Below are 22,241 nucleotides of genomic sequence, written 5' to 3'. Positions count from 1 at the left end.
GCGCCCTCGTGATTCCTTTACAAATTGTAATTTGTGATCACACGTTTTCGCGCAGTGATCACAAAATCACGTTTTCACCCCTCAAAACCGCCGGTGCGACATATTTTCCGTTTACGCACCGTTCAGTGTTGGTCGAATAGGCCCAACGTTGACGTATCTATACGGGATCAAACCGCCATGAACATCCATGAATACCAGGCCAAAGCCCTTCTGCGCAGCTACGGGGCTCCGGTCTCGGACGGGCGCGTCGTCCTGCGGGCCGAAGACGCGAAGACTGCCGCAGGCGCATTGGATGGCCCGATGTGGGTGGTCAAGGCACAGATCCACGCGGGTGGTCGCGGCAAGGGCAGCTTCAAAGAAGCGGATGCGGGCGACAAGGGCGGCGTACGCCTGACCAAATCGGTCGAGGAAGCCGCCGAAGAAGCCAAGAAGATGCTGGGCCGCACGCTTGTGACCCACCAGACCGGCCCGGCGGGCAAGCAGGTCAACCGCATCTATATCGAAGACGGCTCGGGCATCGAAACCGAGATGTATCTCGCCCTGCTCGTTGATCGCGTCACCAGCCGCGTCTCCTTTGTCTGCTCGACCGAGGGTGGCATGGACATCGAAGAGGTGGCCGCCGAGACTCCGGAAAAAATCCTGAGCTTCAGCGTTGATCCCGCCACCGGCTACCAAGCCTACCACGGCCGCCGCATCGCATTCATGCTGGGTCTGGAAGGCAAACAGGTAAAGCAGTGCGTGGGCCTGATGGGTCTGCTCTACAAAGCCTTCATGGAAAAAGACATGGAGATGCTCGAGATCAACCCGCTGATCGTGACCGACAGCGGCGATCTGAAAGTGCTCGACGCCAAGGTGTCGTTCGATGGCAACGCCATCTACCGGCACGCCGACATCAACGAGCTGCGCGACGAGACCGAGGAAGACCCCAAGGAACTCGCTGCATCGAAATACGACCTGAACTATATCGCCTTGGATGGTGAAATCGGCTGCATGGTGAACGGCGCGGGCCTCGCCATGGCGACGATGGACATCATCAAGCTCTACGGCGCCGAGCCTGCCAACTTCCTCGACGTGGGCGGCGGTGCGACCAAGGAGAAGGTGACCGAAGCGTTCAAGATCATCACCTCTGATCCCAATGTCAAAGGCATCCTGGTGAATATCTTCGGCGGCATCATGCGTTGCGACGTGATCGCAGAAGGTGTGGTCGCTGCTGTGAAAGAGGTCGGCCTGCAAGTGCCGCTGGTGGTGCGTCTGGAAGGCACGAATGTGCAGCAGGGCAAGGACATCATCAACAACTCCGGCCTCGACGTGATTGCTGCCGACGACCTGAAGGATGGTGCGCAGAAGATCGTGAAGGCGGTCAAGGGGTAAAATTGTGAGCTGCGTTCGAAGAATGGCGCTTGCCGCGGCCGTAGTATGCACAAGCACTGTGGCGTACGCGGCGAACTTTCCGGGTGCGGTCGGCCAAGCGTCAGATGCTGCGCTTCGCGCATGCGCGGCCTATTTCAGCTCGGAAAGCGGTTTGGCCGAATTGGAGACCCAGGGGTTTCAAAAGCGTGGTAGGGAGTATCGGATCCGAGTCCAAAACCCGAACACCGGGCGCCGCGCGAATGTAGTCGCCAGCGCAAAGCGTGATGAATGTTCGGTCTCGGTCTATGGCATCGAACCATTCCCGCGAAAGTCGATAGAAAAGCAAGCCAAAGCGCGCAGCCACGCTGAGCACGCATTGTCCGTCATGGCAAAGGCGGGCTACCGAAAGGGACAAATTCCGCAATCGAACGGCATCCTATCGACAACAGTGCTTCAAAAGGGTGGGATCACGCTGTCTTTGGGATACACCTTTTCGAACAGTCCATTCGTTATCAAGTTCAGGGTGCTAAAGTGACTTTCCGCAACGCGTCTTTAATTGCCTTGGCATCGGTCGTCATCGCCTCCTGCAGCAGCGAACGTCGCCCAGACATCCCGTCGCAGGAGAACTTCCCGCCCGTTGGTCTGGCGGCCAGCGCCGCCTGGCTGGACAACCGTCAGGTCACCGTGGCGCAACGCCCCCGCGCCGCAGACATCCCGACCGAGGACTTGTGCGACATCGTCGATGACTGCCTGTCTTTCGCGAGCGCCGCGCAATAGTGAAACGCACGGCGCGCATATCGGCCCTTGCAGTGGCGCTTGGCAGCGGGATGGCACATGCTCATCCCGCAATCGAGGCGTTCAATGCCTGGTGCTTCAAGGCCGGGCAGACACAGGAGCGCGCAAGGTCCAACATGGAAGGCACGGCCGGCGCGCCGCTGCTTTTCGCGCTGACCTTCTGGGACACGTCGCTTGAGCCGACGCCGCAAGCACCCGCACATGCCGAACGCCGGTGCGAGGTTGCCTTTTCGGGTGATCATGCGGACGCAGCCGTCACAGCAGTGCAGGCGAAAATGGCAATGCCCCCTGTCTTCGGCACGCCCATTCCTCTGCCCGCCCCATATGCAGCAGAACCCGGTACCGCCTTTATCGAGGGTCGCAAGTTGCTGCGCGGTCGCGTGGCGGTTGTTCATATCGGCATCCGCGGCGCGCAAACCTTTATCGGCGTTGACCGCTTGCCCGCAGGCATGGGGGTGTCCGAATGACCTCCATGCGCCCTTGCCCAAGCTGCGACGCGACTGAGGCGACGCCCTGGCCAGCATACTCCCCCGATCCCTATGTCGTGGCACGCTGCGGCACGTGTGACCTGACCTACCTGCGCAACCCCGTCGACTACGCCGCGCTGGAAGAGGACTTCGCCTGGGAAAAGACCTATGAAGAGAAGAAGGTTGCGACCAAGGGGTCGACCTCTCTCAGCCCGGCCATACGGTCGCTCCGCAAGAAGCTGAAGCTGACCCACAAGTCGAACCAGCACCGCATGGGGGAGTGGTTCAACAACGGCAAGGTGCTCGACATCGGCTGCGGCAACCTGATGAACGTGCCGGAACCGATGACGCCCTATGGCATCGAGCTTAGCAAGGCGTTGCACGCCTATGCCGACGACTGGATGCGCAAGCGTGGTGGCTATTGCGTCCATGGCGCTGGTGCCGAGGCGATCTGGGATTTCAAGCCCGAGATGTTCGATGGCGTGGTCATGCACAGCTATCTCGAACACGAGGTCGACCTGATGGGCGTGCTCAAGGGCGTCTGGCGCGCGTTGAAGCCGGGCGGCGCTGCCTACGTCCGCGTGCCCAATTTCGGCTCGGTCAACCGCCGCGTGGTTGGGCCCAAATGGTGCGGCTTCCGCTACCCCGATCACGTCACCTATTTCACCCTCGACAGCTTGCGCGATGTCGCCCGCCGCGCAGGCTTTACCGTCGAGCTGATCAACCGTGTCGGCCTGCCGGTCGACGACAATATCAAAGCGTTGCTACGCAAGGGCCCCGCCCCCGCATGACACGCCCCGTACACCCAAGACACCCCCGAAGGAGACGACCACAATGGCCGTATTGATTGACGAAAACACCAAGGTGATCTGCCAGGGCCTGACCGGCTCGCAGGGCACGTTCCACACTGAACAGGCCATTGCATACGGCACCAAGATGGTGGGCGGTGTGACCCCCGGCAAAGGCGGCCAGACACACCTGGACCTGCCCGTGTTCAACTCGGTGCACGAGGCCATGGAAAAGACCGAAGCCAACGCCTCCGTCATCTACGTTCCCCCGCCATTCGCGGCGGATTCGATCCTTGAAGCCATCGACGCCGAAATGCCTTTGATTGTCTGCATCACCGAAGGGATCCCGGTTCTCGACATGATGAAGGTACAGCGAGCGCTGGAAAACTCGTCCAGCCGCCTGATCGGCCCCAACTGCCCCGGTGTCATCACCCCCGACGCCTGCAAGATCGGCATCATGCCCGGCCACATTCACAAGCGCGGCAGCGTGGGTGTCGTGAGCCGCTCAGGCACGCTGACCTACGAGGCCGTGAAACAGACAACGGATATGGGCCTGGGCCAGTCGTCGGCCGTTGGCATCGGCGGCGACCCGATCAAGGGGACCGAGCATATCGACGTGCTCGAGATGTTCCTGGCCGATGACGAGACCGAAAGCATCATCATGATCGGTGAGATCGGCGGTTCTGCCGAAGAAGACGCCGCCCAGTTCCTCGCCGACGAGAAGAAAAAAGGCCGCTGGAAACCCACCGCCGGTTTCATCGCAGGCCGCACCGCCCCTCCGGGCCGCCGCATGGGCCACGCGGGCGCGATTGTCGCCGGTGGCAAGGGCGGCGCCGAGGACAAGATCGAAGCCATGCGCTCGGCTGGCATCGTGGTGGCCGACAGCCCCGCGACGCTGGGCGAGGCCGTGATGGAAGCCATCAAAGGATAACGCCCGTAGGGTGCGCATTCACTGCGCACCTTACTTCAAACCGCCTGCCAGATAGGTGCCAACATGACCGAACAATCCCCCAACGACCAGTTCCATGCCTCGTCCTTCATGCAGGGGCACAACGCGGAATACCTCGAACAGATGTATGCCCGCTACGCCAACGACCCCGCGGCGGTCGATGAAAGCTGGCAAGCGTTCTTCAAGGCGATGGGCGATGACGAGGTCAGCGTCAAACGCGAGGCCGAGGGGCCGTCCTGGGCGCGCACCGACTGGCCGCCCCAGCCGGGCGATGACCTGACCCAGGCGCTGACCGGCGAATGGGTCGCCCCGGCAGAGGTCAAGGGCGCGGGCGACAAGATCAAGGCGAAGGCCGCCGAGAAGGGCGTGGAGGTCAGCGATGACCAGATCAAGCGCGCCGTGCTCGACAGTATCCGTGCCCTGATGATCATCCGCGCCTACCGCATCCGGGGACACCTTGTGGCCGACCTCGACCCGCTGGGCATGCGCGATCAGACCCCGCACCCCGAGCTAGATCCGAAATCCTACGGCTTCACCGAGGCCGACATGGACCGCCCGATCTTTATCGACAATGTGCTGGGCCTGCAGGTCGCCACGATGCGCGAGATCGTGGCCATCGTGAAGCGCACCTATTGCGGCACGTTTGCGCTGCAATACATGCACATCTCGAACCCCGAAGAAGCCGGCTGGCTCAAGGAAAGGATCGAAGGCTTCGGCAAGGAAATCCAGTTCACCCGCGAGGGGCGCAAGGCCATCCTGAACAAGATGGTCGAGGCCGAGGGGTTCGAAAAATTCCTGCACGTCAAATACATGGGTACAAAACGCTTCGGCCTCGATGGTGGTGAAAGCCTAATCCCGGCGATGGAGCAGATCATCAAGCGCGGCGGCGCGCTGGGTGTGAAAGAGATTGTCATCGGCATGCCCCACCGGGGGCGTCTGTCGGTCCTCGCCAACGTGATGGCGAAACCCTACAAGGCGATCTTCAACGAATTCCAGGGCGGCAGCTTCAAACCCGAGGATGTCGATGGCTCTGGCGACGTGAAATACCACCTCGGCGCGTCCTCCGATCGCGAGTTTGACGGCAATGAAGTCCACCTTTCGCTCACCGCAAACCCCTCGCACCTCGAAGCCGTGAACCCGGTGGTGCTGGGCAAGGCGCGGGCGAAACAGGACCAACTGAACGACCACGACCGCACCGCCGTCATGCCCATCCTTCTGCACGGCGACGCGGCCTTTGCCGGTCAGGGCGTCGTGGCCGAATGCTTCGCCTTGTCGGGCCTGCGCGGTCACCGCACCGGCGGCACCATGCACATTGTGGTGAACAACCAGATCGGCTTCACCACCGCGCCGCACTTCTCTCGCTCCTCCCCCTATCCCACCGACAACGCACTGGTGGTCGAGGCGCCGATCTTTCACGTGAACGGTGACGACCCGGAGGCCGTGGTCCACGCCGCCAAGGTCGCCACCGAGTTCCGCCAAAAGTTCCGCAAGGACGTTGTCATCGACATCTTCTGCTACCGCCGGTTCGGGCACAACGAGGGCGACGAGCCCATGTTCACCAACCCGGTGATGTACAAGCGGATCAAGAAGCACAAAACAACGCTCACGCTTTACACCGAACGGCTGGTGAAAGACGGCCTGATCCCCGAGGGCGAAATCGAGGACATGAAGGCCGCCTTCCAGGCGCGCATGAATGATGAGTTCGAAGCCGGCAAGGATTACAAACCGAACAAGGCCGATTGGCTTGACGGCAAGTGGTCCCATCTCGACAAGAACAAGGAGGATTACCAGCGCGGCAAGACGGCCATCGCGCCCGAAACCCTGACCGATGTGGGCAAGGCGCTGACCTTTGCCCCGGATGGCTTTCCCATGCACAAGACCGTCGGCCGCCTGATCGACGCCAAGAAAAAGATGTTCGACAGCGGCGAAGGGTTCGATTGGGCAACGGGTGAGGCGCTGGCCTTCGGCTCGCTTCTGACCGAGGGGTTCCCGGTGCGTCTGGCGGGTCAGGATTCGACCCGCGGCACGTTCAGCCAACGGCACTCCGGCTTCGTGAACCAGGAGACCGAGGAACGGTTCTACCCCCTCAACAACATCCGCGCGGGCCAGGCCCATTACGAAGTCATCGACTCGATGCTGTCGGAATACGCGGTGTTGGGCTTTGAGTATGGCTACTCCATGGCCGAACCCAATGCGCTTACGCTTTGGGAAGCGCAGTTCGGCGACTTCGCCAACGGCGCGCAGATCATGTTCGACCAGTTCATCTCGTCGGGCGAATCCAAATGGCTGCGCATGTCCGGCCTCGTCGTCCTCCTGCCCCATGGCTTTGAGGGCCAGGGGCCTGAGCACTCCTCGGCCCGCCTCGAACGTTTCCTGCAGATGTGCGGACAGGACAACTGGATCGTCGCCAACTGCACAACGCCAGCGAACTACTTCCACATCCTGCGCCGCCAGATCCACCGTGACTTCCGCAAACCGTTGATCCTGATGACGCCCAAGTCGCTCCTCCGCCACAAGCTGGCCGTGTCCAAGGCCGAGGAATTCACCACCGGTTCGTCCTTCCACCGCGTGCTGTGGGACGATGCCGAGCAGGGCAATTCGGACGCCAAGCTGGCCAAGGATGACAAGATCAAGCGCGTCGTCATGTGCTCGGGCAAGGTCTATTACGACCTGCTCGAAGAGCGTGACGCCCGCGGCATCGACGACATCTACCTGATGCGGATCGAACAGTTCTATCCGTTCCCGGCGATCTCTCTGGTCAAGGAACTGGAGCGGTTCAAAGGGGCGGAAATGGTCTGGTGCCAGGAAGAGCCCAAGAACCAGGGCGCATGGACCTTTATCGAGCCCAACATCGAATGGGTCCTGAGCCGGATCAAGGCCAAGCACACACGGCCCCTCTATGTGGGCCGCGCCACCTCTGCCAGCCCCGCCACGGGGCTCGCCAGCCAGCACAAAGCACAACAAGCAGCCCTCGTGAACGAAGCGCTGACCATCGAAGGATAAGACCATGACCACAGAAGTCCGCGTGCCCACACTGGGCGAAAGCGTCACCGAAGCGACTGTCGCAACCTGGTTCAAAAAACCCGGCGATACGGTCGCGGTGGACGAAATGCTGTGCGAATTGGAAACCGATAAAGTAACGGTCGAGGTGCCCAGCCCCGCCGCAGGCACCCTTGCCGACATCGTCGCTGCCGAAGGCGAAACCGTGGGCGTTGACGCCCTGCTGGCCAACATCTCCGAAGGCGATTCCGGGTCGGATGCGGCCCCCAAGGCAAAGGAAGCCGCGCAGGACGACGCACCCTCTGCCGCCGCGCGCACTGCGTCCGAAGATACCCCCGCCAGCGGTGGCGGCGACAGCGTCGATGTCATGGTCCCGACCTTGGGTGAAAGCGTGACCGAAGCCACCGTATCAACCTGGTTCAAGGCCGTGGGCGACAGCGTGGCGCAAGACGAAATGCTCTGCGAGCTGGAAACCGACAAGGTGAGCGTGGAAGTGCCGGCACCGGCGGCCGGTGTGCTGGCCGAGATCACGGCGCCAGAAGGCACAACCGTCGATGCGTCGGCGAAATTGGCCGTCATCTCCGCCTCCGGTGCAGTGCCTGCCGCGACCGAAGGTAGCCCCGAACCCACCAGCAATTACCAGACTCCAGCCGCCGGTGACGGCGCGGGCCGTTCGGATGTGGAAAACGCCCCCTCGGCGCAAAAGGCCATGGCCGAGGCGGGGATCAGCGCCGATCAGGTCACCGGTACGGGCCGCGATGGCCGCGTGATGAAAGAGGACGTCGCCAAGGCCGTCGTCGCCGCCGCGAGCGCCCCTGCTCCGTCTGCCCCTGCAGCGGCACCCCGCGCCCCTGTCGCTGCTGACGATGCCGCACGCGAAGAACGGGTCAAGATGACACGCCTGCGCCAGACCATCGCCAAGCGGCTCAAGGACAGCCAAAACACCGCTGCCATGCTCACCACCTATAACGAGGTGGACATGACCGAGGTTATGGCACTGCGCAACGAATACAAGGACCTGTTCCTGAAGAAACACGGGGTCAAGCTGGGCTTCATGTCCTTCTTCACCAAGGCGTGTTGCCACGCGCTGAAGGAAGTGCCCGAGGTCAATGCCGAGATCGACGGCACCGACATCGTCTACAAGAACTTCGTCCACATGGGCATCGCCGCAGGCACGCCCACGGGTCTTGTCGTGCCGGTGATCCGCGAAGCCGACAGCCTGTCCTTCGCCGACATCGAAAAGCAGATCGCCGAAAAGGGTGCCCGCGCCCGCGACGGCAAACTGTCGATGGCCGAAATGCAGGGCGGCACGTTCACGATCTCGAACGGCGGCGTCTACGGCTCGCTGATGTCCTCGCCCATCCTGAACCCCCCGCAATCGGGGATTTTGGGCATGCACAAGATCCAGGACCGGCCCATGGTGATCAAAGGCGAGATCAAGATCCGCCCGATGATGTACCTCGCCCTCAGCTACGACCACCGCATCGTGGACGGCAAAGGCGCGGTGACGTTCCTTGTGCGGGTCAAGGAAGCGCTGGAGGATCCGCGGCGGTTGTTGATGGATTTGTGACGGTGCAGCAGGCCGAAGCCAACCCTACATTTGACCAAGTAATGTGTAGGGTGAGCTTCAGCCCACCAACTGACCAAGGTGCAAGCCCATGACCCCAGAACTCCTCTACCTCACCTACGCCGTGATCCTCTTGATCGCCCACGTCCTGATCCAGGCCACCCTCTCGGACCTGTCCAAAGGCATCGGCTGGGCTCTCGGCCCTCAGGATGAAAAGCGCGAACCCAATGTCGTCGCCGCCCGCGTCGAACGGGCGCTCTGGAATTATGTCACCTACTTCCCGGCCTTCGCCGCCATGGCCCTCGCCCTGACGATCACCAACCTGAACACAGAAACCACCGCCCTCGGCGCCGCAATCTGGTTCTGGGCCCGTGTGGCATACGTCCCGACCTACGCCTCCGGCATCCCACTGGTCCGCTCCGTCGCATGGATCGTGTCGATGGTCGGCCTCGTGATGATGGTCCTCGGCATGTTCGGTACACCGCCCGATCCCATCCTTCTCCAACCCGCCGACGGATGAACCTGACAGCCGCATATCACCGCGCCATCGCTGCACGCCGCGCGTTCCGCCTGCCGGGCTACCCGACACTGGCCGAGGCCGGGTTCGATGGTGACTACGTCTCGCCCATCCAGATGACCTCCGGCAACCTCACCGGCCCGCTTCTGATGTCCAAGGACTGGCTCGACGCCCCCTCGGCCCAGACCCACAAGGCGCAACTCAAGCGTACCGGCTACCTGCCTAACATCCCCTACAACAAGGTGATCGATCGGGTGCTCAATCTCCTGAACCTCACCCGTGCCGACATTTACATCACGCCGATATTCCACCTGCTCACCCCCAAACGGTCGAGCACAATCCCGGTCGCCCACGCCCGCGCCAGCTTCGACGCTATCGGCAGACACGAGTTGATGGGCCGCCGCCCCGTTGCACTCGGCACTGACAGCGCGCAAGTGCTCGCACATTTCGGCATCGCCCACGTCACAGCCCCCCACCCCTCCGCCCGCATAGGCAGCTACGACATGCGCGCCGAACAGATCGCACAGGCGGTGCAGGCCGCATGACCCCCGAACTCACCGCCCTCGCGCTCGCCGCCCTGCTGCAATTCGTGCAGTTCCTGCTGATGGCGGTCCCCACGAATGTCGAACTCCCCCCGGGCAAGACACTCTCACCCCGCGACCGCAAACGCCTGGGCGGCGACATCCAGGACCAGGTATCGGAAAAAACCGCCCGCCTGATCCGCGCCTGGGAGAACCACTTCGAAAGCCTCGCACTCTTCACCATCGCAGTCGTGGTCGTGTCACTCGCCGACGCGAACACTGGCTTCACCGCCACCTGCGCCTGGACCTACCTGATCGCGCGCGTCCTCTACATCCCCGCCTACTACTTCGGCCTGACCCCATGGCGGTCGCTGATCTGGTTCGTGGGCTTTCTCGCCGCCCCTCTCATGCTCATCGCAACGCTCACCTGATCTTCTTCTGACCCAAAATACCACGGGGTCCGGGGCAGCGCCCCGGTCCGACCGCAAAACAAAAGGACCGCACAAATGGCTTCTTATGACGTAATCATCATCGGCTCCGGCCCCGGCGGCTATGTCTGCGCCATCCGCTGCGCACAGCTGGGCCTGAAGGTCGCCTGTGTCGAAGGGCGAGAAACCCTCGGTGGCACCTGCCTGAACGTGGGCTGCATCCCCTCGAAAGCACTACTGCACGCCAGCCACATGCTGCACGAGGCCGAGCACAACTTCGCCGCCATGGGGCTCAAGGGCAAAAGCCCGTCGGTCGACTGGAAGCAGATGCTGCAATACAAGACCGACACGATCGGCCAGAACACCAAGGGCGTCGAGTTTCTGTTCAAGAAGAACAAGATCGACTGGCTCAAGGGCTGGGGCTCCATCCCCGAAGCGGGCAAGGTCAAGGTCGGTGACGAAGTCCATGAGGCCAAGAACATCATCATCGCCTCCGGCTCGGACGTCGCTACCCTCCCGGGCGTCGAGATCGATGAGAAGATCGTTGTCTCCTCCACTGGCGCGCTGGAACTGGGCAAGATCCCCAAAAAGATGGTGGTGATCGGCGCGGGCGTCATCGGGCTGGAGCTGGGGTCAGTCTATAGCCGTCTCGGAACCGAGGTGCAGGTGATCGAATTCCTTGACGCCGTGACGCCGGGCATGGACGCCGAAGTGCAGCGCCAGTTCCAGAAGATCATGACCAAACAGGGCCTCAGCTTCACCATGGGTGCGGCCGTGCAGTCGGTCGAAACCTCCAAGAACAAGGCCAAGGTGCACTACAAACTGCGCAAGGACGACAGCGCGCATGAGGTCGACGCCGATGTCGTGCTCGTCGCCACGGGCCGCAAGCCCTATACCGAGGGGCTTGGCCTCGACGCGCTTGGCATCAAGATGACAGAGCGCGGGCAGATTGCGGTGGACGCGCATTGGCAGACCAATATCCCCGGCATCTACGCCATCGGCGATGTGATCGAAGGGCCGATGCTCGCGCACAAGGCCGAAGATGAGGGCATGGCCGCCGCCGAACAGGTTGCGGGCAAGCATGGGCATGTGAATTACGGCGTGATCCCGGGCGTGATCTACACCCACCCCGAGGTGGCCAATGTCGGCAAGACCGAGGAAGAGCTGAAGGACGCGGGCCACAAGTACAAGGCGGGCAAGTTCAGCTTCATGGGCAATGGGCGCGCCAAGGCGAACTTTGCCGCTGACGGCTTCGTCAAGATCCTCGCGGATGCGGAAACCGACCGCATCCTTGGCGCCCATATCATCGGGCCAAGCGCGGGCGATCTGATCCACGAGGTTTGCGTCGCGATGGAATTCGGTGCGTCCGCCGAGGATCTGGCACTGACCTGTCATGCGCACCCGACCTATTCCGAGGCCGTTCGCGAAGCGGCGCTGGCCTGCGGATTGGGGCCGATACACAGTTAAGTCAGGTGGGGCTCTCCACTTGCACTGAGTGAGAGCCCGCCGAGCCTTTCATCGGCTACAGCCAGCCGCGCGCTCCCTGACATGTGCCTTAGGACCCACCCACAGCTGGGTCAAAAACGCAGTGTAACATCGAATCTGGCCCGTCGCTTACGGGCTGGCGTTTTCGAGTTCTGAGCGGAATCGGCGGCGCATCGACGGGTCGCCTGTCCATCATAAGCCGCGCGCACTAAAAAACAGGCAGCCATCCGCCGCCGCACGTTGCCCTGCTCGGAACAAATCCGCCACGTGGCACGTTCACGCCCATATGGCGGGGTGTGCGACATTTCCTTTTCACGTCCGTGCCCCCCTTCATATTGCAGCCCGTTGGGCGCGATTGACCAATTCTGAAGAACAAAAGGACATGACCATGGACCGTCGCAGCACTTTGAAACTGATCGGGGGCGGCGCCGCCCTTGTCACCCTGGCCGCCTGTGCACAGCCGCAAGACCCCGATATCGTGGACGTCGCCTCGGGCGATCCGAATTTCTCGACCCTGGTCGCCGCAGTGTCGGCCGCCGGTCTGGTGGATACGCTCAAGGGTCCTGGCCCCTTCACCGTCTTCGCACCAACGAACGACGCATTTGCTGCCCTGCCCGCCGGAACGGTCGACAGTCTGCTTCTGCCTGAAAACCGCGACCAACTGGTCAACATCCTGACCTATCATGTGGTGCCCGGCCAGATCACCGCAGGCGATGTGCTCGGCACACGGCAGAACGTCACAACCGTGCAAGGTGGCACGCTCGACGTGAACGGGATCGTGGGCAAGTTCGGCTCGGGTGTGACCGTGAATGGCGCCAATGTCATCCAGCCTGACATCTTTGCATCGAATGGCGTGATTCACGCCATTGATCAGGTGCTGTTGCCGTAATTCACATAATTTGTCCCCGCGGGGACAGATTATGTTAAATTACCACATGGTCCGGGCCGCCCGCTCGGGCCATGCTTCGTCATAGGGCTGGCCGCCCTCTTCGCCTTGCGACACCTCCGCCAGAATCTCACCGGGAGTTGGCAAACCTTCCGCATCGTTGCGCGACCACAGCCCAGCCCGGATCAAGGCACGTGCGCATTGGGTATAGACCTCGCCAACCTTGATCACGATGACTGTTGCCGGGTGACGGCCCTTTTGCTCGAACCGCTGACGCAGATCCTGATCCGCCGTCAACCTGGCCTCACCATTGACCCGTACAACCGTGTTTGATCCCGGCACCATGAACATCAGCGACACACGCCCGTCCGCCACGATGTTGCGCAGACTGTCGAGGCGCTGGTTGCCGCGCCAATCGGGCAGCGCGAGCGTTTTCGGATCAAGTTGCAGCACAACAGGGCCATCGTCCCCGCGCGGGCTGCCGTCGGTCCCGCCCGGACCGACCGTTGTCAGCACCACGAAGCGCGAGGCCGCGATCCATTTGGCGTAGAGCGGTGTCAGATGGTCCGCGACCTTGCGGAGCGACGGCTGACCGGGTGTCCCGTAGAGCGCCTCGAGCGACGGAATGTCTTCAATGAACTCCATTGGGTTCAAACCCTCCTTCGCGCATCAGCGCATCCGACCGCGCCTCCACCGTGCTTTCCAGCTGCGCCATGAATTCGTCTTTGGACATGCCTTCCAGCATTTCTGGCAGGAACTCGACCACGGCTGTGCCGGGGCGACGAGAGATCCCCTTGCGCGGCCAGAACAGGCCCACATTGGTGGCCACGGGCACGCAGGGCTGACCAAGCTGTTGGTACAGAACCGCCGTGCCCACCTTGTAAGGCACCTTGGCCCCTGGGGCCACGCGCGTGCCCTGGGAATAAATGATCAATTGGCCGGGATGCGCCCGCCCGGCTTCAACATCCGCCACCATCTTGGCAATGGCCGCACCGCGCTTGCCACGCGCGACCGGCACACAGCCCAACCGCTTGGCGTAGATTCCGATGATCGGCGCATAGAGCAGCTCGCGTTTCATGATGAACTTGGCTGCAGGCAACGCATGAAAGATCAGCATGATGTCGAGGAAGGACTGGTGCTTGGAGGCGATCAGTACCTCGCCCTGCGGTACGTCACCCCGCACCTCGCCCTTGATCCCGACCATCCAGCCCATGGTCCAGAACACCCATTTGCAATAGGTCTTGCAGGCCGCATAGGCGCCGTTGCGGCTGACGATGGCATAGGGGGCAAAGACGATGCCGAGCACCAGCATGGCGACGTAAATCTGGCCCACAAACAGGGCGGAACGGATCATTTGCATTACGTGAGGGTCCTTAGGGCGCGGCTGGCAGCATAGGCTGTGGCAAAGAGGGCAACACCGCCGCAGACGGGCGGCAAGAGCAGGGGCACCAACCAGCCCACGCCCTGAAAACCAAGGCCGGTCAGAAAGCCGGGCGTATCCCCGCCAGACGGCATGAGCCACACGGCCAGCACTCCAACGACGACACCTACCGCCGATCCCACAAGCGCGCGCAGGGTGAAGCGGCGCACAAAAGCATTGGCGATGTAGCTGTCGGTCGCACCGACAAGGCGCAGAACGGCGATGACCTGCGCGTTGGCCGCAAGTGCCGCGTTGGCGGCTAGGGTGACCATGGCCGCAACGGCACCGACGATGAGCAACGCCACCGTCCAGCCCAGCAGACGCAGGCGTTGGGCGGCAGACACGAGCGGCGCGCGCCAGCGCCCGTGGTCGTCCAGCACGGCACCCGGCACTTCGGCGGCCAGACGCAGGCGCAGACCCGTGACGTCAAAGCCCTGGTCGGTCGCCTCGATCTCGATCAGCCGGGGCACGGGGAGTGTATCCAGCGGCAGGTCCTGACCGAACCAGGGTGCCAGCAGGGCCTGTTGCTCTTCATCCGTCAGCGCGCGGGCGTCGGCGATACCAGGAGTTGTCGACAGCACCTGCAATGCGGCGTTGGTCTGGATCGCGCGCTGGTCTTCGGGTGCCACGATGCGGATGGTGGCCGTGCGCGCCAACTCATCCCCCCAGCGGTCGGCCAAGCGGCCAGAGGCAAGCGAGAGCGCTAGAGCAAAGACAGCCAGAAACGCCATCGCGCCCGACACAAAGAGGGTCAGCTGCGCGGTAAAGCCCGTGGGCGGAACGACACGGTCGGCATAGCGATCACCGGCCACAAGGGCGCGCAGGGTCTTGAGGTCGAATTTCACAGGTCCGCCCCCGCAAGCTGCACGCGCCGGTTCGAGATGCGCAGAACTCGCGCCTGCACCTGCGCTTTGGCCGCCCGGATCAGGGACAGGTCGTGGGTGGCGATCAGCACCGTCTTGCCCATCTTGTTCAGCTCGACCAACAAGGTCAGAAGACGCTGCGACATGTCCCAATCGACGTTGCCGGTCGGTTCGTCGGCCAGCACCACATCCGGTGACATGATGACGGCACGCGCAAGCGCCGCGCGTTGCCGCTCACCGCCGGACAGTTCGGGTGGCATGGCGTCGGAGCGGTTGGTGAGACCCACCCATGCCAGCAGCTCGGTCAGATCACCGTTCGCCGTTTCCGCCTGACGCCCCGAGACGGTCAGCGGCAGGGCAACATTGTCGGAGACTGGCAGGTGGTCGAGGAACTGAACATCCTGATGCACGACACCGACCCGCCGCCGCACCTTGGCAATGTCATCGCGCTGGAGGCTGCGCACATCGCGGTCGAACAGACGCACATGGCCTGCTGTCGGCAACAGCGCGCCGTAGCAAAGCTTGAGAAGCGTGGTCTTGCCAGCCCCAGACGGACCCGTCAGAAAATGAAACGAACCGGGCGCCAGCTTGACCGAAATATCGGACAAAAGCTCACCCCCGCCATAGCTGTAGGCAACATTTTCCAGCTCGATCACGTGCGTCCCCGCCCCTTTGAGACCTGTTGTGCCTCAGCACCATGCCGGATTCAATGTGAATGCATGCGTGCGGGCCGCGCAGTTATGTCTTTTCTGAACACGGCCTACAACATATGGTAACCCGTAAAAACGAGGCAGGATCCGAAATGCGGCTGATATGTCCCAATTGCGATGCGCAATACGAGGTGGTGGATGACGTGATCCCCGCCGAAGGGCGCGATGTGCAGTGTTCGAACTGCGGACAGACGTGGTTTCAACATCATCCCGATCACATGCCTGAGGAGCCAGAGGCCGAGGACGCTCCGGCTGATCTGGCAGCACCCGATGACAGCCCGACCGAGGATGAAGAGCGCGCGGCAGCCCCGGAACCGAAACGGCGTGAACTGGATCCCGAGGTCGCGGACATCCTGCGGGAAGAGGCCGAGATCGAAAGCCAGGCTCGCGCCTCCGAAGCCGAAGCGTTGGAAAGCCAGCCCGAGCTTGGTCTTAGCAATGCAGAAACCGATGCAGACCGTCGTGCCCGCGAAGCGCGCGAGCGCATGGCCCGGATGCGCGGAGAAGACCCGACGCCAGAGCAGGTGTCTGAGGCTGCTGCCACAGCCGCCGCCATAGGCTCTCGGCGAGACTTGTTGCCAGATATCGAGGAAATAAACTCGACGCTGAGGTCGACAGGCGACCGCCAGTCGCCGCCCGCGGCAGAAATGGCCCCCGATCCGGCGGAAATGGAACAAGCCCGATCCGGATTCCGGCGCGGGTTCATGTTGATGATCCTGCTCGCGGTCGTTCTTTTGCTGATATATGTCTTCGCACCAGACATTGCCCAGGCGGTGCCCGGGGTCGATCCGTTCCTCAGTTCATACGTTGCCCAGGTTGATGGTGCGCGCCTGTGGTTGGACGGACAAGTCTCCTCAGGTCTGACATGGCTGGACAACTTAACAGCCAGTGAAGGCGAATAGGCGCTAGAACCTGTCCAGGAGACGCTTGAGATAGTCCAGCTCGACATCCGGACGCTCTCCTTCACCGGAGCGGCGGCGGATTTCGTCAAGCAGGTCGCGGGCCCGGCGATAAACGTCTTCTCCCTGCAGCAGACCCTCTTCGGTGCCAACGGACCCGTTTGAGCCCGGCTCGCGGCCCAAGGGATCACGCGCTTCGGCGCGCCGGTCGCTCTCGGACGTGCCCTGACCCTGCTGTGCGTCTTGTTGTTCCTGCTGCATCGCTTCGCCCAGCGCACGCATTCCTTCGCGCAGTGCCTCCATGGCCTGGCTCTGGTTGTCGATGGCATCGGCAAAGTCGCGTTGGCGTAGCGCATCCTCGGCATTGTCCATGGCGCGCCCCGCCCGATCCAGCGCGTCGCGGGCAGCATCGCCTTCGGGGGTCCCGCTGCCGGGCAGGCTGCCCTGCTGGCGGCGCAACTCGTCGCGCAGTGCCTGCTGGCGGTCGGCGAGAGAGCCTTCCTGACCCTGGCTCTGGCCGTCCTCCGCCTGCTGGTTGCCTTGGCCGCCTTGCTGTTGATCGCCCTGTTGGCCCTCGCCTTGGCCGCCCTCGGTATGCTCCTGACCGCGGCCCGCGCCGCCGTCGCGCCCTTCATTGCCCTGGCTTTCGCCGGCTTGCGCATTAGGGTTGAACTGCTCTTGCAGATCACGGAAGGCTTGGTCGCTCAGACCCTGTTGTTCGCGCAGCGTTTCCGCCAGCCCTTCCATCGCCTGTTCACCGGGGCTTTGGCCCTCGCCGCCCTGCCCTTGGGTGACCTGCATGTTTTCGAGCATTTCCTGCAACTCGCGTAGGGCCTGTTCGGCTTCGGCCATGCGGCCCTGTTCCATCAATTCCTGGATGCGATCCATCATGCGCTGGATGTCATCCTGCGTCATTTGCATCTGGTTCTGGTTTTGCTGGTTGCGCGGGTTTTCTTCGTTGTTCTGGCGATCCAGCTCTGCCTGCCGTGACAGCTGCTGCATGTAGTCGTCGGTCGCACGGCGCAGCTCGCGCATCAGCTCTTCGATCTCGGCCGGGCTGGCACCGTCGCGCATGGCCTGCTCCAGCCGCTCACGTGCGCGGCGCAGCCGCTCCAGCGCGTCGGCGAGATCACCCTCTTCGATCCCAAGGGCGAGGTCCCACATATCGCGTGAAATCTCTTCCTGCTTTTCGTCTGTCAGACCATAGCTGGCAAAGGTTTCCAGCTTGGTGATGACCCGGCGCAGGCGCAACTGATCCACTTCGCGGCGGAACACGTCGTCGGGGCGGTGGGCGACCGCGCGCAGGATCTGTGCCACGCGGGTGCTGTTGTCCCTGGACCAGAGCAGGTCACGCCGTTGTTCGATGATGGAAGCCGCGACCGGGTCGAAGAACCGGCGACCCGGCAGGATCATCTGGAATGGCTCTGTCTCGGACTGCTGTTCGGCGGCATCAAGCGCCGTCATCACCACGGTGACAGGAAGATTGGCCCATGGGTGTTCCGAAAAGTCCTCGACCAGCGCCTCTTGGAAGCCTGTGCGATCACCGGTGAACGGCATAGGCAAGGATGCGGTGATTTCGGGGCGTTGTTCGGGTGCGATGGCCAGTCCATGCCTGCGGTCCACCTCGGGCAGATCGAGAGCAAAGCGCGCCTCGCCCGCTTCTACTCCGTAATCGTCAGAGGCGGCGAAGGGCAGTGTCATCTCGCCCAGCGCAGTGGTTTCCGGCCCATCGAGCACTTCGATGTTCGGCGCCTCGTCCGGCAGCACCGCAACGGACCATGTGCGACCGCCTGGACCGTTGATTGCAATCTCACCCGACTGGTTGACGATGAAATCCTGCTCGGGAGCAGAGGCCGGCGGGACCTCTCCGGACCGGCCCGATACTGTTTCGGCCAAGGTGAGCGCACCGACCTCGCCGTAGAGGCGCAAGGTGATGAGCGACCCTGCAGGCACTTCCAGGACGCCTTCGGGAATATCGTTGAGGTAGATCGTTGGCCGTCCGGTGTAGCGCGGGCTTTCGGCCCAGCCTTCCCACACCGGTCCTGTGGCCAGACCATCGCCCGCGCCGGGCGTCATGTCCGCCACGGACCCCACGCGCCAGATGGAGCCAAAAATCAGCGCAACGGCAAAGATCAGGACGGCGACATATCGCAGGGCATAGGGATCCCGGCGTGCGATGCGCAGATCGGCCGGTACGGGCTGCGCGCGCGCCGCCCGTTCAGCCATGCGGGCCTGGTGCGCGCGCCACACCGCGGTCGATGCCGCATCACCATCACCAACCGCTTGCTCATCGAGCAGCGCTTGAATGGGACGGCCCGGTAGCGTTTCGTCCAAACGGACAAGCGCCGCTTCGCGGGTGGGGATACGGAACTTGCGCAGCGCATAGATCAGCGCCCCAATGGCCGCAACGGTCGCGACAACGGCAAAGAACCAAACGAGTTCCACCATCACGGTGTCTTGCAGGCCCAGCATCAGAACAGCCAAGACCGCCAGCACCACGGTCGCAAGCGGCCATGTCGCTTGCCAGAACGCTTCCGCAAACATGCCCGCGCGTGTGAACGCAAGCGGCCAGCGCAGGGCTTTCAGCCCACGCCGCGCGTCGTGTTTGGAAAAACTGGCCATGCGTCGCGTCCCTTGTCGGTGGCGCGGGCCACGTTATAGCGCCCTAAGCCTCGATATAGGCACTGATCAGGTCAGAGCCACCCAGGGATGGTATCGCGATTTATCATTTCGTCAAAGGTCGGGCGTGCGCGGATCACCGCGTATTGATCGCCATGAACCAGAACTTCCGGGATAAGTGGTCGCGTATTGTACTCGCTGCTCATTACCGCGCCATATGCACCCGCGGATCTGAAGGCGACGAGGTCACCGGCAGATAGCGGCGGCATCATGCGCTGCTTGGCGAAGGTATCCCCGGATTCGCAGACTGGACCGACGATGTCATAGGGCGCCTGTTCCGTTCCCGGTTTCGGTTCGATGACCGGCACGATGTCGTGATAGGCTTCGTACATCGCGGGCCGGATCAGGTCGTTCATCGCCCCATCAAGGATCAGGAAGTCGCGCCCTTCCCCCGATTTGACATAGATGACCTCGGACACCATCAGCCCGGCATTGCCCGAAATCAGGCGGCCCGGCTCGATCTCGACCTCGCAGCCCAGGTGCCCGACGGTCCGCTTGATCAGCGCGCCATAGTCGGTGGGCAACGGCGGTGCTTCGTTCGAGCGGGCGTAGGGAATGCCAAGACCGCCCCCCAGATCGAGGCGGCGGATGTTGTGACCGTCTTCACGCAATTGGACCGTGAGTTCAGCGACCTTTTGGTAGGCGAGCTCAAACGGTGCCAACTCGGTAAGTTGAGAGCCAATGTGGACGTCGATGCCTATGACATCGAGGTTTTCCATCGCACCGGCCATTGCATAAACCTCACGCGCCCGCGCAATGGGAATGCCGAACTTATTTTCGGATTTGCCAGTCGCGATCTTGGCGTGGGTTTTGGCATCTACGTCCGGATTCACACGTATGGTGATCGGGGCAATGGCGCCCACCTCGCCCGCGACGCGGTTGAGGACCTCCATCTCGGGCTCGGATTCCACGTTGAACTGGCGGATGCCTCCAGTCAGCGCCATGCGGATTTCGTCGGCGGTCTTGCCGACGCCTGAAAACACGATCTTCTCACCCGGCACGCCCGCAGCCTTGGCGCGCGCGTACTCGCCGCCCGACACCACGTCCATGCCTGCGCCGGCTTGGGCCAGCGTCTTGAGGATCGCCTGGTTGCTGGCCGCCTTCATCGCATAGCAGACCAGGTGGTCCATGCCATCAAGTGCGTCGTCGAACAGGGTAAAGTGGCGCAGCAACGTCGCTGTCGAGTACACATAGAACGGCGTGCCTACCGCGGCGGCAATCTCGGCCACGGGCACATCCTCGGCGTGCAAAACGCCATTCTGGTAAAGAAAATGATCCATGAGCGCCTGCCTAATTCAGCAGGCGCCCGGCTTCAATTGCTTAGCGCGGCAGATCGCCCGCCTTTTTGCGCGCTTTTTCCGTTTCGATGCGCTTGGATTTGATCGCTTCGGAACATGCGATGGCAGCATCGAACTCCGGCATATGGCGTGCGTTCAATACGCCTTCGCCCGTCGCCAGCTGATAAAGCATGTGGAACGGGTTGGCGTTGCACTCAATGACCAGCGGGCCATCCGCATCGATTGCGATGTCCCAACCGAACACGCCGAAATCCGGGAACAGCATGTGGTTGTCCATGGCCAGCTTCTGCACGGCGTCCCAGTGCGGGATCTGCGCGCCGACGATGGGTTGCCCGCTGACCGGGTGCGTGTCGATCCATTCGGCGGCCAGACCAGTGCCGCGTTTGCAGCGGCTGACAATGCCGTCGTCGCCGACCTGAGCCACCATGGACCCCGCTTGCCAGAAATTGTCGGACATGGCCGAGGGCGAGGGCAGCTTCCAGAGCGAATACAGCACTTTTGGTCCGTTTTCATCGCGCAGCGTGACCACGCGCAAGGTACCGACCGCAGGGCCAGTAATAGCCGTCATATCGGGATGCTGCTGCACGGCGGATTGCAGGATGAATCCTTCGGGATAGTCCTCGACCAGCTCATGCGCGAAGCCTTCCAGATCAACCTCACGGCCGTTGCCCAGGCGCAGCATGTCACCTTCAAGCCCCGTGATCAGAGCGGAACCTACACTTTTTGAGCCTTCGCATGGCTTACCAAAAAGCGGGTAGTTCGCATCGTTCTGCAAGAAGGCCACGACCGACTGAGGGTCACGCAACACGGGGATATTGCCGCACGCCCGATTTGGATGCACGACAGCCTGAGTATGCGTGGTTCGCGCTCCAAGCCGTTCCAGAAGTGCAGCATACATTGCCTTGTCGCGGATGAACGCGCGCATCGGCGTCAGGTCCAGCGGCGACAGGCGGTTGTTCAAATTGAAGCTGCCCAACTCGCCTACGAATGCCTTCTTTTCGTCCATCGACAGCTCAGGATCATATACGCCTGACGTGTGATATTCATCCGCGCGCATCCGGCTTTGGCCGCGGCGCAGCGTCCACATTTCACGCATTTGACGGAACGGGCTGACACCGTGGGTGCGGGCCACATCAACAATCATCTGTGGGGCGGGTGGAATGGGGTTCGCCGGGGCCGCCAAAAGGGCCTTGGGGGCTGTCTGCTCCATAAAATCTGTTCCTCTGCTCGAACGCATTGTACCTGCAAACGAAACAATACCGAGGATTTGGGCGAAATTAGGGCCGGAAAAGATCAGATTTTATCGAACGGGCCGGGATCGCAGAAACAGGTAGAGTGGCAATCCGCAACTGACGCCAATGCAAAAAGTGGCTGGAATGGCGATCAACGCCAACCAATTGCGCCGCACCGCGACCTCGGAAACGATCCAGACAGTCAGGGCAAGAGCCGCAATGGTCAGATCCCAGACCAGGCCACTTGTGGCGGCATTGACGTGCCATGCATCGACCATGGCCATGATGTCCCAGGTGTTCGCTTGGAACCACGCAATGAAATAGTACATTGGGTGCACCGCACCCCATATGGCCAAGGCGAGATAGATCATTCGCACCGGGGCCATG

General features: G+C 62.3%; 21 protein-coding genes. 13 read left to right on the top strand and 8 right to left on the bottom strand.

Features of this window, described 5'->3' with window-relative positions; all coding sequences use genetic code 11:
• Positions 1-177: 177 nt before the first annotated feature.
• The 12 genes from sucC (at position 178) to KUV51_RS12570 (ending at position 12,756) form a co-directional block, all read left to right on the top strand.
• Positions 178-1,371, top strand: coding sequence for an ADP-forming succinate--CoA ligase subunit beta (gene sucC / locus KUV51_RS12625; protein WP_147107900.1), 1,194 nt, complete (start codon positions 178-180; stop codon positions 1,369-1,371).
• A 510-nt stretch (positions 1,372-1,881) separates the two neighbouring features.
• Entirely contained in the window at positions 1,882-2,127 is a 246-nt protein-coding gene (locus KUV51_RS12620; RefSeq protein ID WP_222522004.1) for a hypothetical protein, read from the top strand.
• Positions 2,127-2,612, top strand: a complete 486-nt coding sequence (locus tag KUV51_RS12615; protein WP_222522003.1) for a hypothetical protein — start codon at positions 2,127-2,129, stop codon at positions 2,610-2,612. The genes KUV51_RS12620 and KUV51_RS12615 overlap by 1 nt, the downstream gene beginning before the upstream one ends.
• A complete protein-coding gene (locus KUV51_RS12610) occupies positions 2,609-3,403 on the top strand; it encodes a class I SAM-dependent methyltransferase (protein WP_222522002.1) in 795 nt (264 codons plus the stop codon). Before KUV51_RS12615 ends, KUV51_RS12610 begins: the two co-directional genes overlap by 4 nt.
• A gap of 43 nt (positions 3,404-3,446) precedes the next feature.
• Positions 3,447-4,331, top strand: coding sequence for a succinate--CoA ligase subunit alpha (gene sucD / locus KUV51_RS12605; RefSeq protein ID WP_222522001.1), 885 nt, complete (start codon positions 3,447-3,449; stop codon positions 4,329-4,331).
• Positions 4,332-4,394: 63 nt separating this feature from the next.
• The gene (locus tag KUV51_RS12600) at positions 4,395-7,352 is read left to right on the top strand and encodes a 2-oxoglutarate dehydrogenase E1 component (RefSeq protein ID WP_222522000.1); all 2,958 of its coding nucleotides are present in this window, start codon (positions 4,395-4,397) and stop codon (positions 7,350-7,352) included.
• A 4-nt stretch (positions 7,353-7,356) separates the two neighbouring features.
• Positions 7,357-8,919, top strand: a complete 1,563-nt coding sequence (gene odhB, locus KUV51_RS12595; protein ID WP_222521999.1) for a 2-oxoglutarate dehydrogenase complex dihydrolipoyllysine-residue succinyltransferase — start codon at positions 7,357-7,359, stop codon at positions 8,917-8,919.
• An 88-nt stretch (positions 8,920-9,007) separates the two neighbouring features.
• Positions 9,008-9,436 carry an MAPEG family protein gene (locus KUV51_RS12590; RefSeq protein WP_222521998.1) on the top strand — a complete coding sequence of 143 codons (429 nt, stop codon included), beginning with the start codon at positions 9,008-9,010 and terminating at the stop codon, positions 9,434-9,436.
• Positions 9,433-9,978: a hypothetical protein gene (locus KUV51_RS12585; RefSeq protein ID WP_222521997.1), complete on the top strand. Its 546-nt coding sequence runs from the start codon at positions 9,433-9,435 to the stop codon at positions 9,976-9,978. The genes KUV51_RS12590 and KUV51_RS12585 overlap by 4 nt, the downstream gene beginning before the upstream one ends.
• The gene (locus KUV51_RS12580) at positions 9,975-10,385 is read left to right on the top strand and encodes an MAPEG family protein (protein ID WP_222521996.1); all 411 of its coding nucleotides are present in this window, start codon (positions 9,975-9,977) and stop codon (positions 10,383-10,385) included. The genes KUV51_RS12585 and KUV51_RS12580 overlap by 4 nt, the downstream gene beginning before the upstream one ends.
• 75 nt (positions 10,386-10,460) lie before the next feature.
• Positions 10,461-11,849 carry a dihydrolipoyl dehydrogenase gene (gene lpdA, locus KUV51_RS12575; protein WP_222521995.1) on the top strand — a complete coding sequence of 463 codons (1,389 nt, stop codon included), beginning with the start codon at positions 10,461-10,463 and terminating at the stop codon, positions 11,847-11,849.
• A 406-nt stretch (positions 11,850-12,255) separates the two neighbouring features.
• On the top strand, positions 12,256-12,756 hold the full coding sequence (locus KUV51_RS12570) for a fasciclin domain-containing protein (RefSeq protein ID WP_222521994.1): 501 nt from the start codon (positions 12,256-12,258) through the stop codon (positions 12,754-12,756).
• Between the two features lie 39 nt (positions 12,757-12,795).
• Here the strand turns inward: KUV51_RS12570 and KUV51_RS12565 are convergent, their stop codons facing one another.
• Genes KUV51_RS12565 through KUV51_RS12550 form a run of 4 tightly spaced genes read right to left on the bottom strand, consistent with a single transcriptional unit; the run spans position 12,796 to position 15,692 of the window.
• A complete protein-coding gene (locus KUV51_RS12565; protein ID WP_222521993.1) occupies positions 12,796-13,398 on the bottom strand; it encodes a pyridoxamine 5'-phosphate oxidase family protein in 603 nt (200 codons plus the stop codon).
• The gene (locus KUV51_RS12560; protein WP_222521992.1) at positions 13,385-14,113 is read right to left on the bottom strand and encodes a lysophospholipid acyltransferase family protein; all 729 of its coding nucleotides are present in this window, start codon (positions 14,111-14,113) and stop codon (positions 13,385-13,387) included. The genes KUV51_RS12565 and KUV51_RS12560 overlap by 14 nt, the downstream gene beginning before the upstream one ends.
• Positions 14,113-15,018 carry a cell division protein FtsX gene (locus KUV51_RS12555; protein ID WP_222521991.1) on the bottom strand — a complete coding sequence of 302 codons (906 nt, stop codon included), beginning with the start codon at positions 15,016-15,018 and terminating at the stop codon, positions 14,113-14,115. The genes KUV51_RS12560 and KUV51_RS12555 overlap by 1 nt, the downstream gene beginning before the upstream one ends.
• Positions 15,015-15,692, bottom strand: a complete 678-nt coding sequence (locus tag KUV51_RS12550) for a cell division ATP-binding protein FtsE (RefSeq protein WP_222521990.1) — start codon at positions 15,690-15,692, stop codon at positions 15,015-15,017. The genes KUV51_RS12555 and KUV51_RS12550 overlap by 4 nt, the downstream gene beginning before the upstream one ends.
• Before the next feature lie 146 nt (positions 15,693-15,838).
• Here KUV51_RS12550 and KUV51_RS12545 point away from each other — a divergent pair, with 146 nt between their 5' ends.
• Complete coding sequence (locus tag KUV51_RS12545; RefSeq protein ID WP_222521989.1) at positions 15,839-16,648, top strand: zinc-ribbon domain-containing protein; 810 nt, start codon at positions 15,839-15,841, stop codon at positions 16,646-16,648.
• 3 nt (positions 16,649-16,651) lie between these two features.
• Here KUV51_RS12545 and KUV51_RS12540 read toward each other — a convergent pair whose 3' ends face one another.
• The 4 genes from KUV51_RS12540 to KUV51_RS12525 form a co-directional block, all read right to left on the bottom strand.
• A complete protein-coding gene (locus KUV51_RS12540; protein ID WP_222521988.1) occupies positions 16,652-19,267 on the bottom strand; it encodes a TIGR02302 family protein in 2,616 nt (871 codons plus the stop codon).
• Between the two features lie 71 nt (positions 19,268-19,338).
• Positions 19,339-20,604 carry a diaminopimelate decarboxylase gene (gene lysA, locus KUV51_RS12535; RefSeq protein WP_222521987.1) on the bottom strand — a complete coding sequence of 422 codons (1,266 nt, stop codon included), beginning with the start codon at positions 20,602-20,604 and terminating at the stop codon, positions 19,339-19,341.
• 40 nt (positions 20,605-20,644) lie between these two features.
• On the bottom strand, positions 20,645-21,832 hold the full coding sequence (locus KUV51_RS12530) for a sugar-transfer associated ATP-grasp domain-containing protein (RefSeq protein WP_222521986.1): 1,188 nt from the start codon (positions 21,830-21,832) through the stop codon (positions 20,645-20,647).
• 90 nt (positions 21,833-21,922) lie between these two features.
• Positions 21,923-22,240 carry a DUF2834 domain-containing protein gene (locus tag KUV51_RS12525; protein ID WP_222521985.1) on the bottom strand — a complete coding sequence of 106 codons (318 nt, stop codon included), beginning with the start codon at positions 22,238-22,240 and terminating at the stop codon, positions 21,923-21,925.
• Position 22,241 lies beyond the last annotated feature (1 nt).

Origin of the sequence: Tateyamaria omphalii (assembly GCF_019802125.1) — a bacterium.
Lineage (GTDB): Bacteria > Pseudomonadota > Alphaproteobacteria > Rhodobacterales > Rhodobacteraceae > Tateyamaria > Tateyamaria omphalii_B.
The sequence above is the reverse complement of the archived record's forward strand: the minus strand, read 5'-3'. Positions and strand labels throughout refer to the sequence as shown.

Bases quoted from the DNA above. Each gene is read 5' to 3' on its own strand.
- KUV51_RS12610 (WP_222522002.1), top strand. From the start codon at position 2,609: ATGACCTCCATGCGCCCTTGCCCAAGCTGCGACGCGACTGAGGCGACG.
- KUV51_RS12530 (WP_222521986.1), bottom strand. From the start codon at position 21,832: ATGGAGCAGACAGCCCCCAAGGCCCTTTTGGCGGCCCCGGCGAACCCC.
- KUV51_RS12525 (WP_222521985.1), bottom strand. From the start codon at position 22,240: ATGGCCCCGGTGCGAATGATCTATCTCGCCTTGGCCATATGGGGTGCG.
- KUV51_RS12570 (WP_222521994.1), top strand. From the start codon at position 12,256: ATGGACCGTCGCAGCACTTTGAAACTGATCGGGGGCGGCGCCGCCCTT.
- KUV51_RS12560 (WP_222521992.1), bottom strand. From the start codon at position 14,113: ATGCAAATGATCCGTTCCGCCCTGTTTGTGGGCCAGATTTACGTCGCC.
- KUV51_RS12600 (WP_222522000.1), top strand. From the start codon at position 4,395: ATGACCGAACAATCCCCCAACGACCAGTTCCATGCCTCGTCCTTCATG.
- lpdA (WP_222521995.1), top strand. From the start codon at position 10,461: ATGGCTTCTTATGACGTAATCATCATCGGCTCCGGCCCCGGCGGCTAT.
- KUV51_RS12580 (WP_222521996.1), top strand. From the start codon at position 9,975: ATGACCCCCGAACTCACCGCCCTCGCGCTCGCCGCCCTGCTGCAATTC.
- KUV51_RS12545 (WP_222521989.1), top strand. From the start codon at position 15,839: ATGCGGCTGATATGTCCCAATTGCGATGCGCAATACGAGGTGGTGGAT.
- KUV51_RS12590 (WP_222521998.1), top strand. From the start codon at position 9,008: ATGACCCCAGAACTCCTCTACCTCACCTACGCCGTGATCCTCTTGATC.
- KUV51_RS12585 (WP_222521997.1), top strand. From the start codon at position 9,433: ATGAACCTGACAGCCGCATATCACCGCGCCATCGCTGCACGCCGCGCG.
- KUV51_RS12565 (WP_222521993.1), bottom strand. From the start codon at position 13,398: ATGGAGTTCATTGAAGACATTCCGTCGCTCGAGGCGCTCTACGGGACA.
- sucC (WP_147107900.1), top strand. From the start codon at position 178: ATGAACATCCATGAATACCAGGCCAAAGCCCTTCTGCGCAGCTACGGG.
- sucD (WP_222522001.1), top strand. From the start codon at position 3,447: ATGGCCGTATTGATTGACGAAAACACCAAGGTGATCTGCCAGGGCCTG.
- lysA (WP_222521987.1), bottom strand. From the start codon at position 20,604: ATGGATCATTTTCTTTACCAGAATGGCGTTTTGCACGCCGAGGATGTG.
- odhB (WP_222521999.1), top strand. From the start codon at position 7,357: ATGACCACAGAAGTCCGCGTGCCCACACTGGGCGAAAGCGTCACCGAA.
- KUV51_RS12540 (WP_222521988.1), bottom strand. From the start codon at position 19,267: ATGGCCAGTTTTTCCAAACACGACGCGCGGCGTGGGCTGAAAGCCCTG.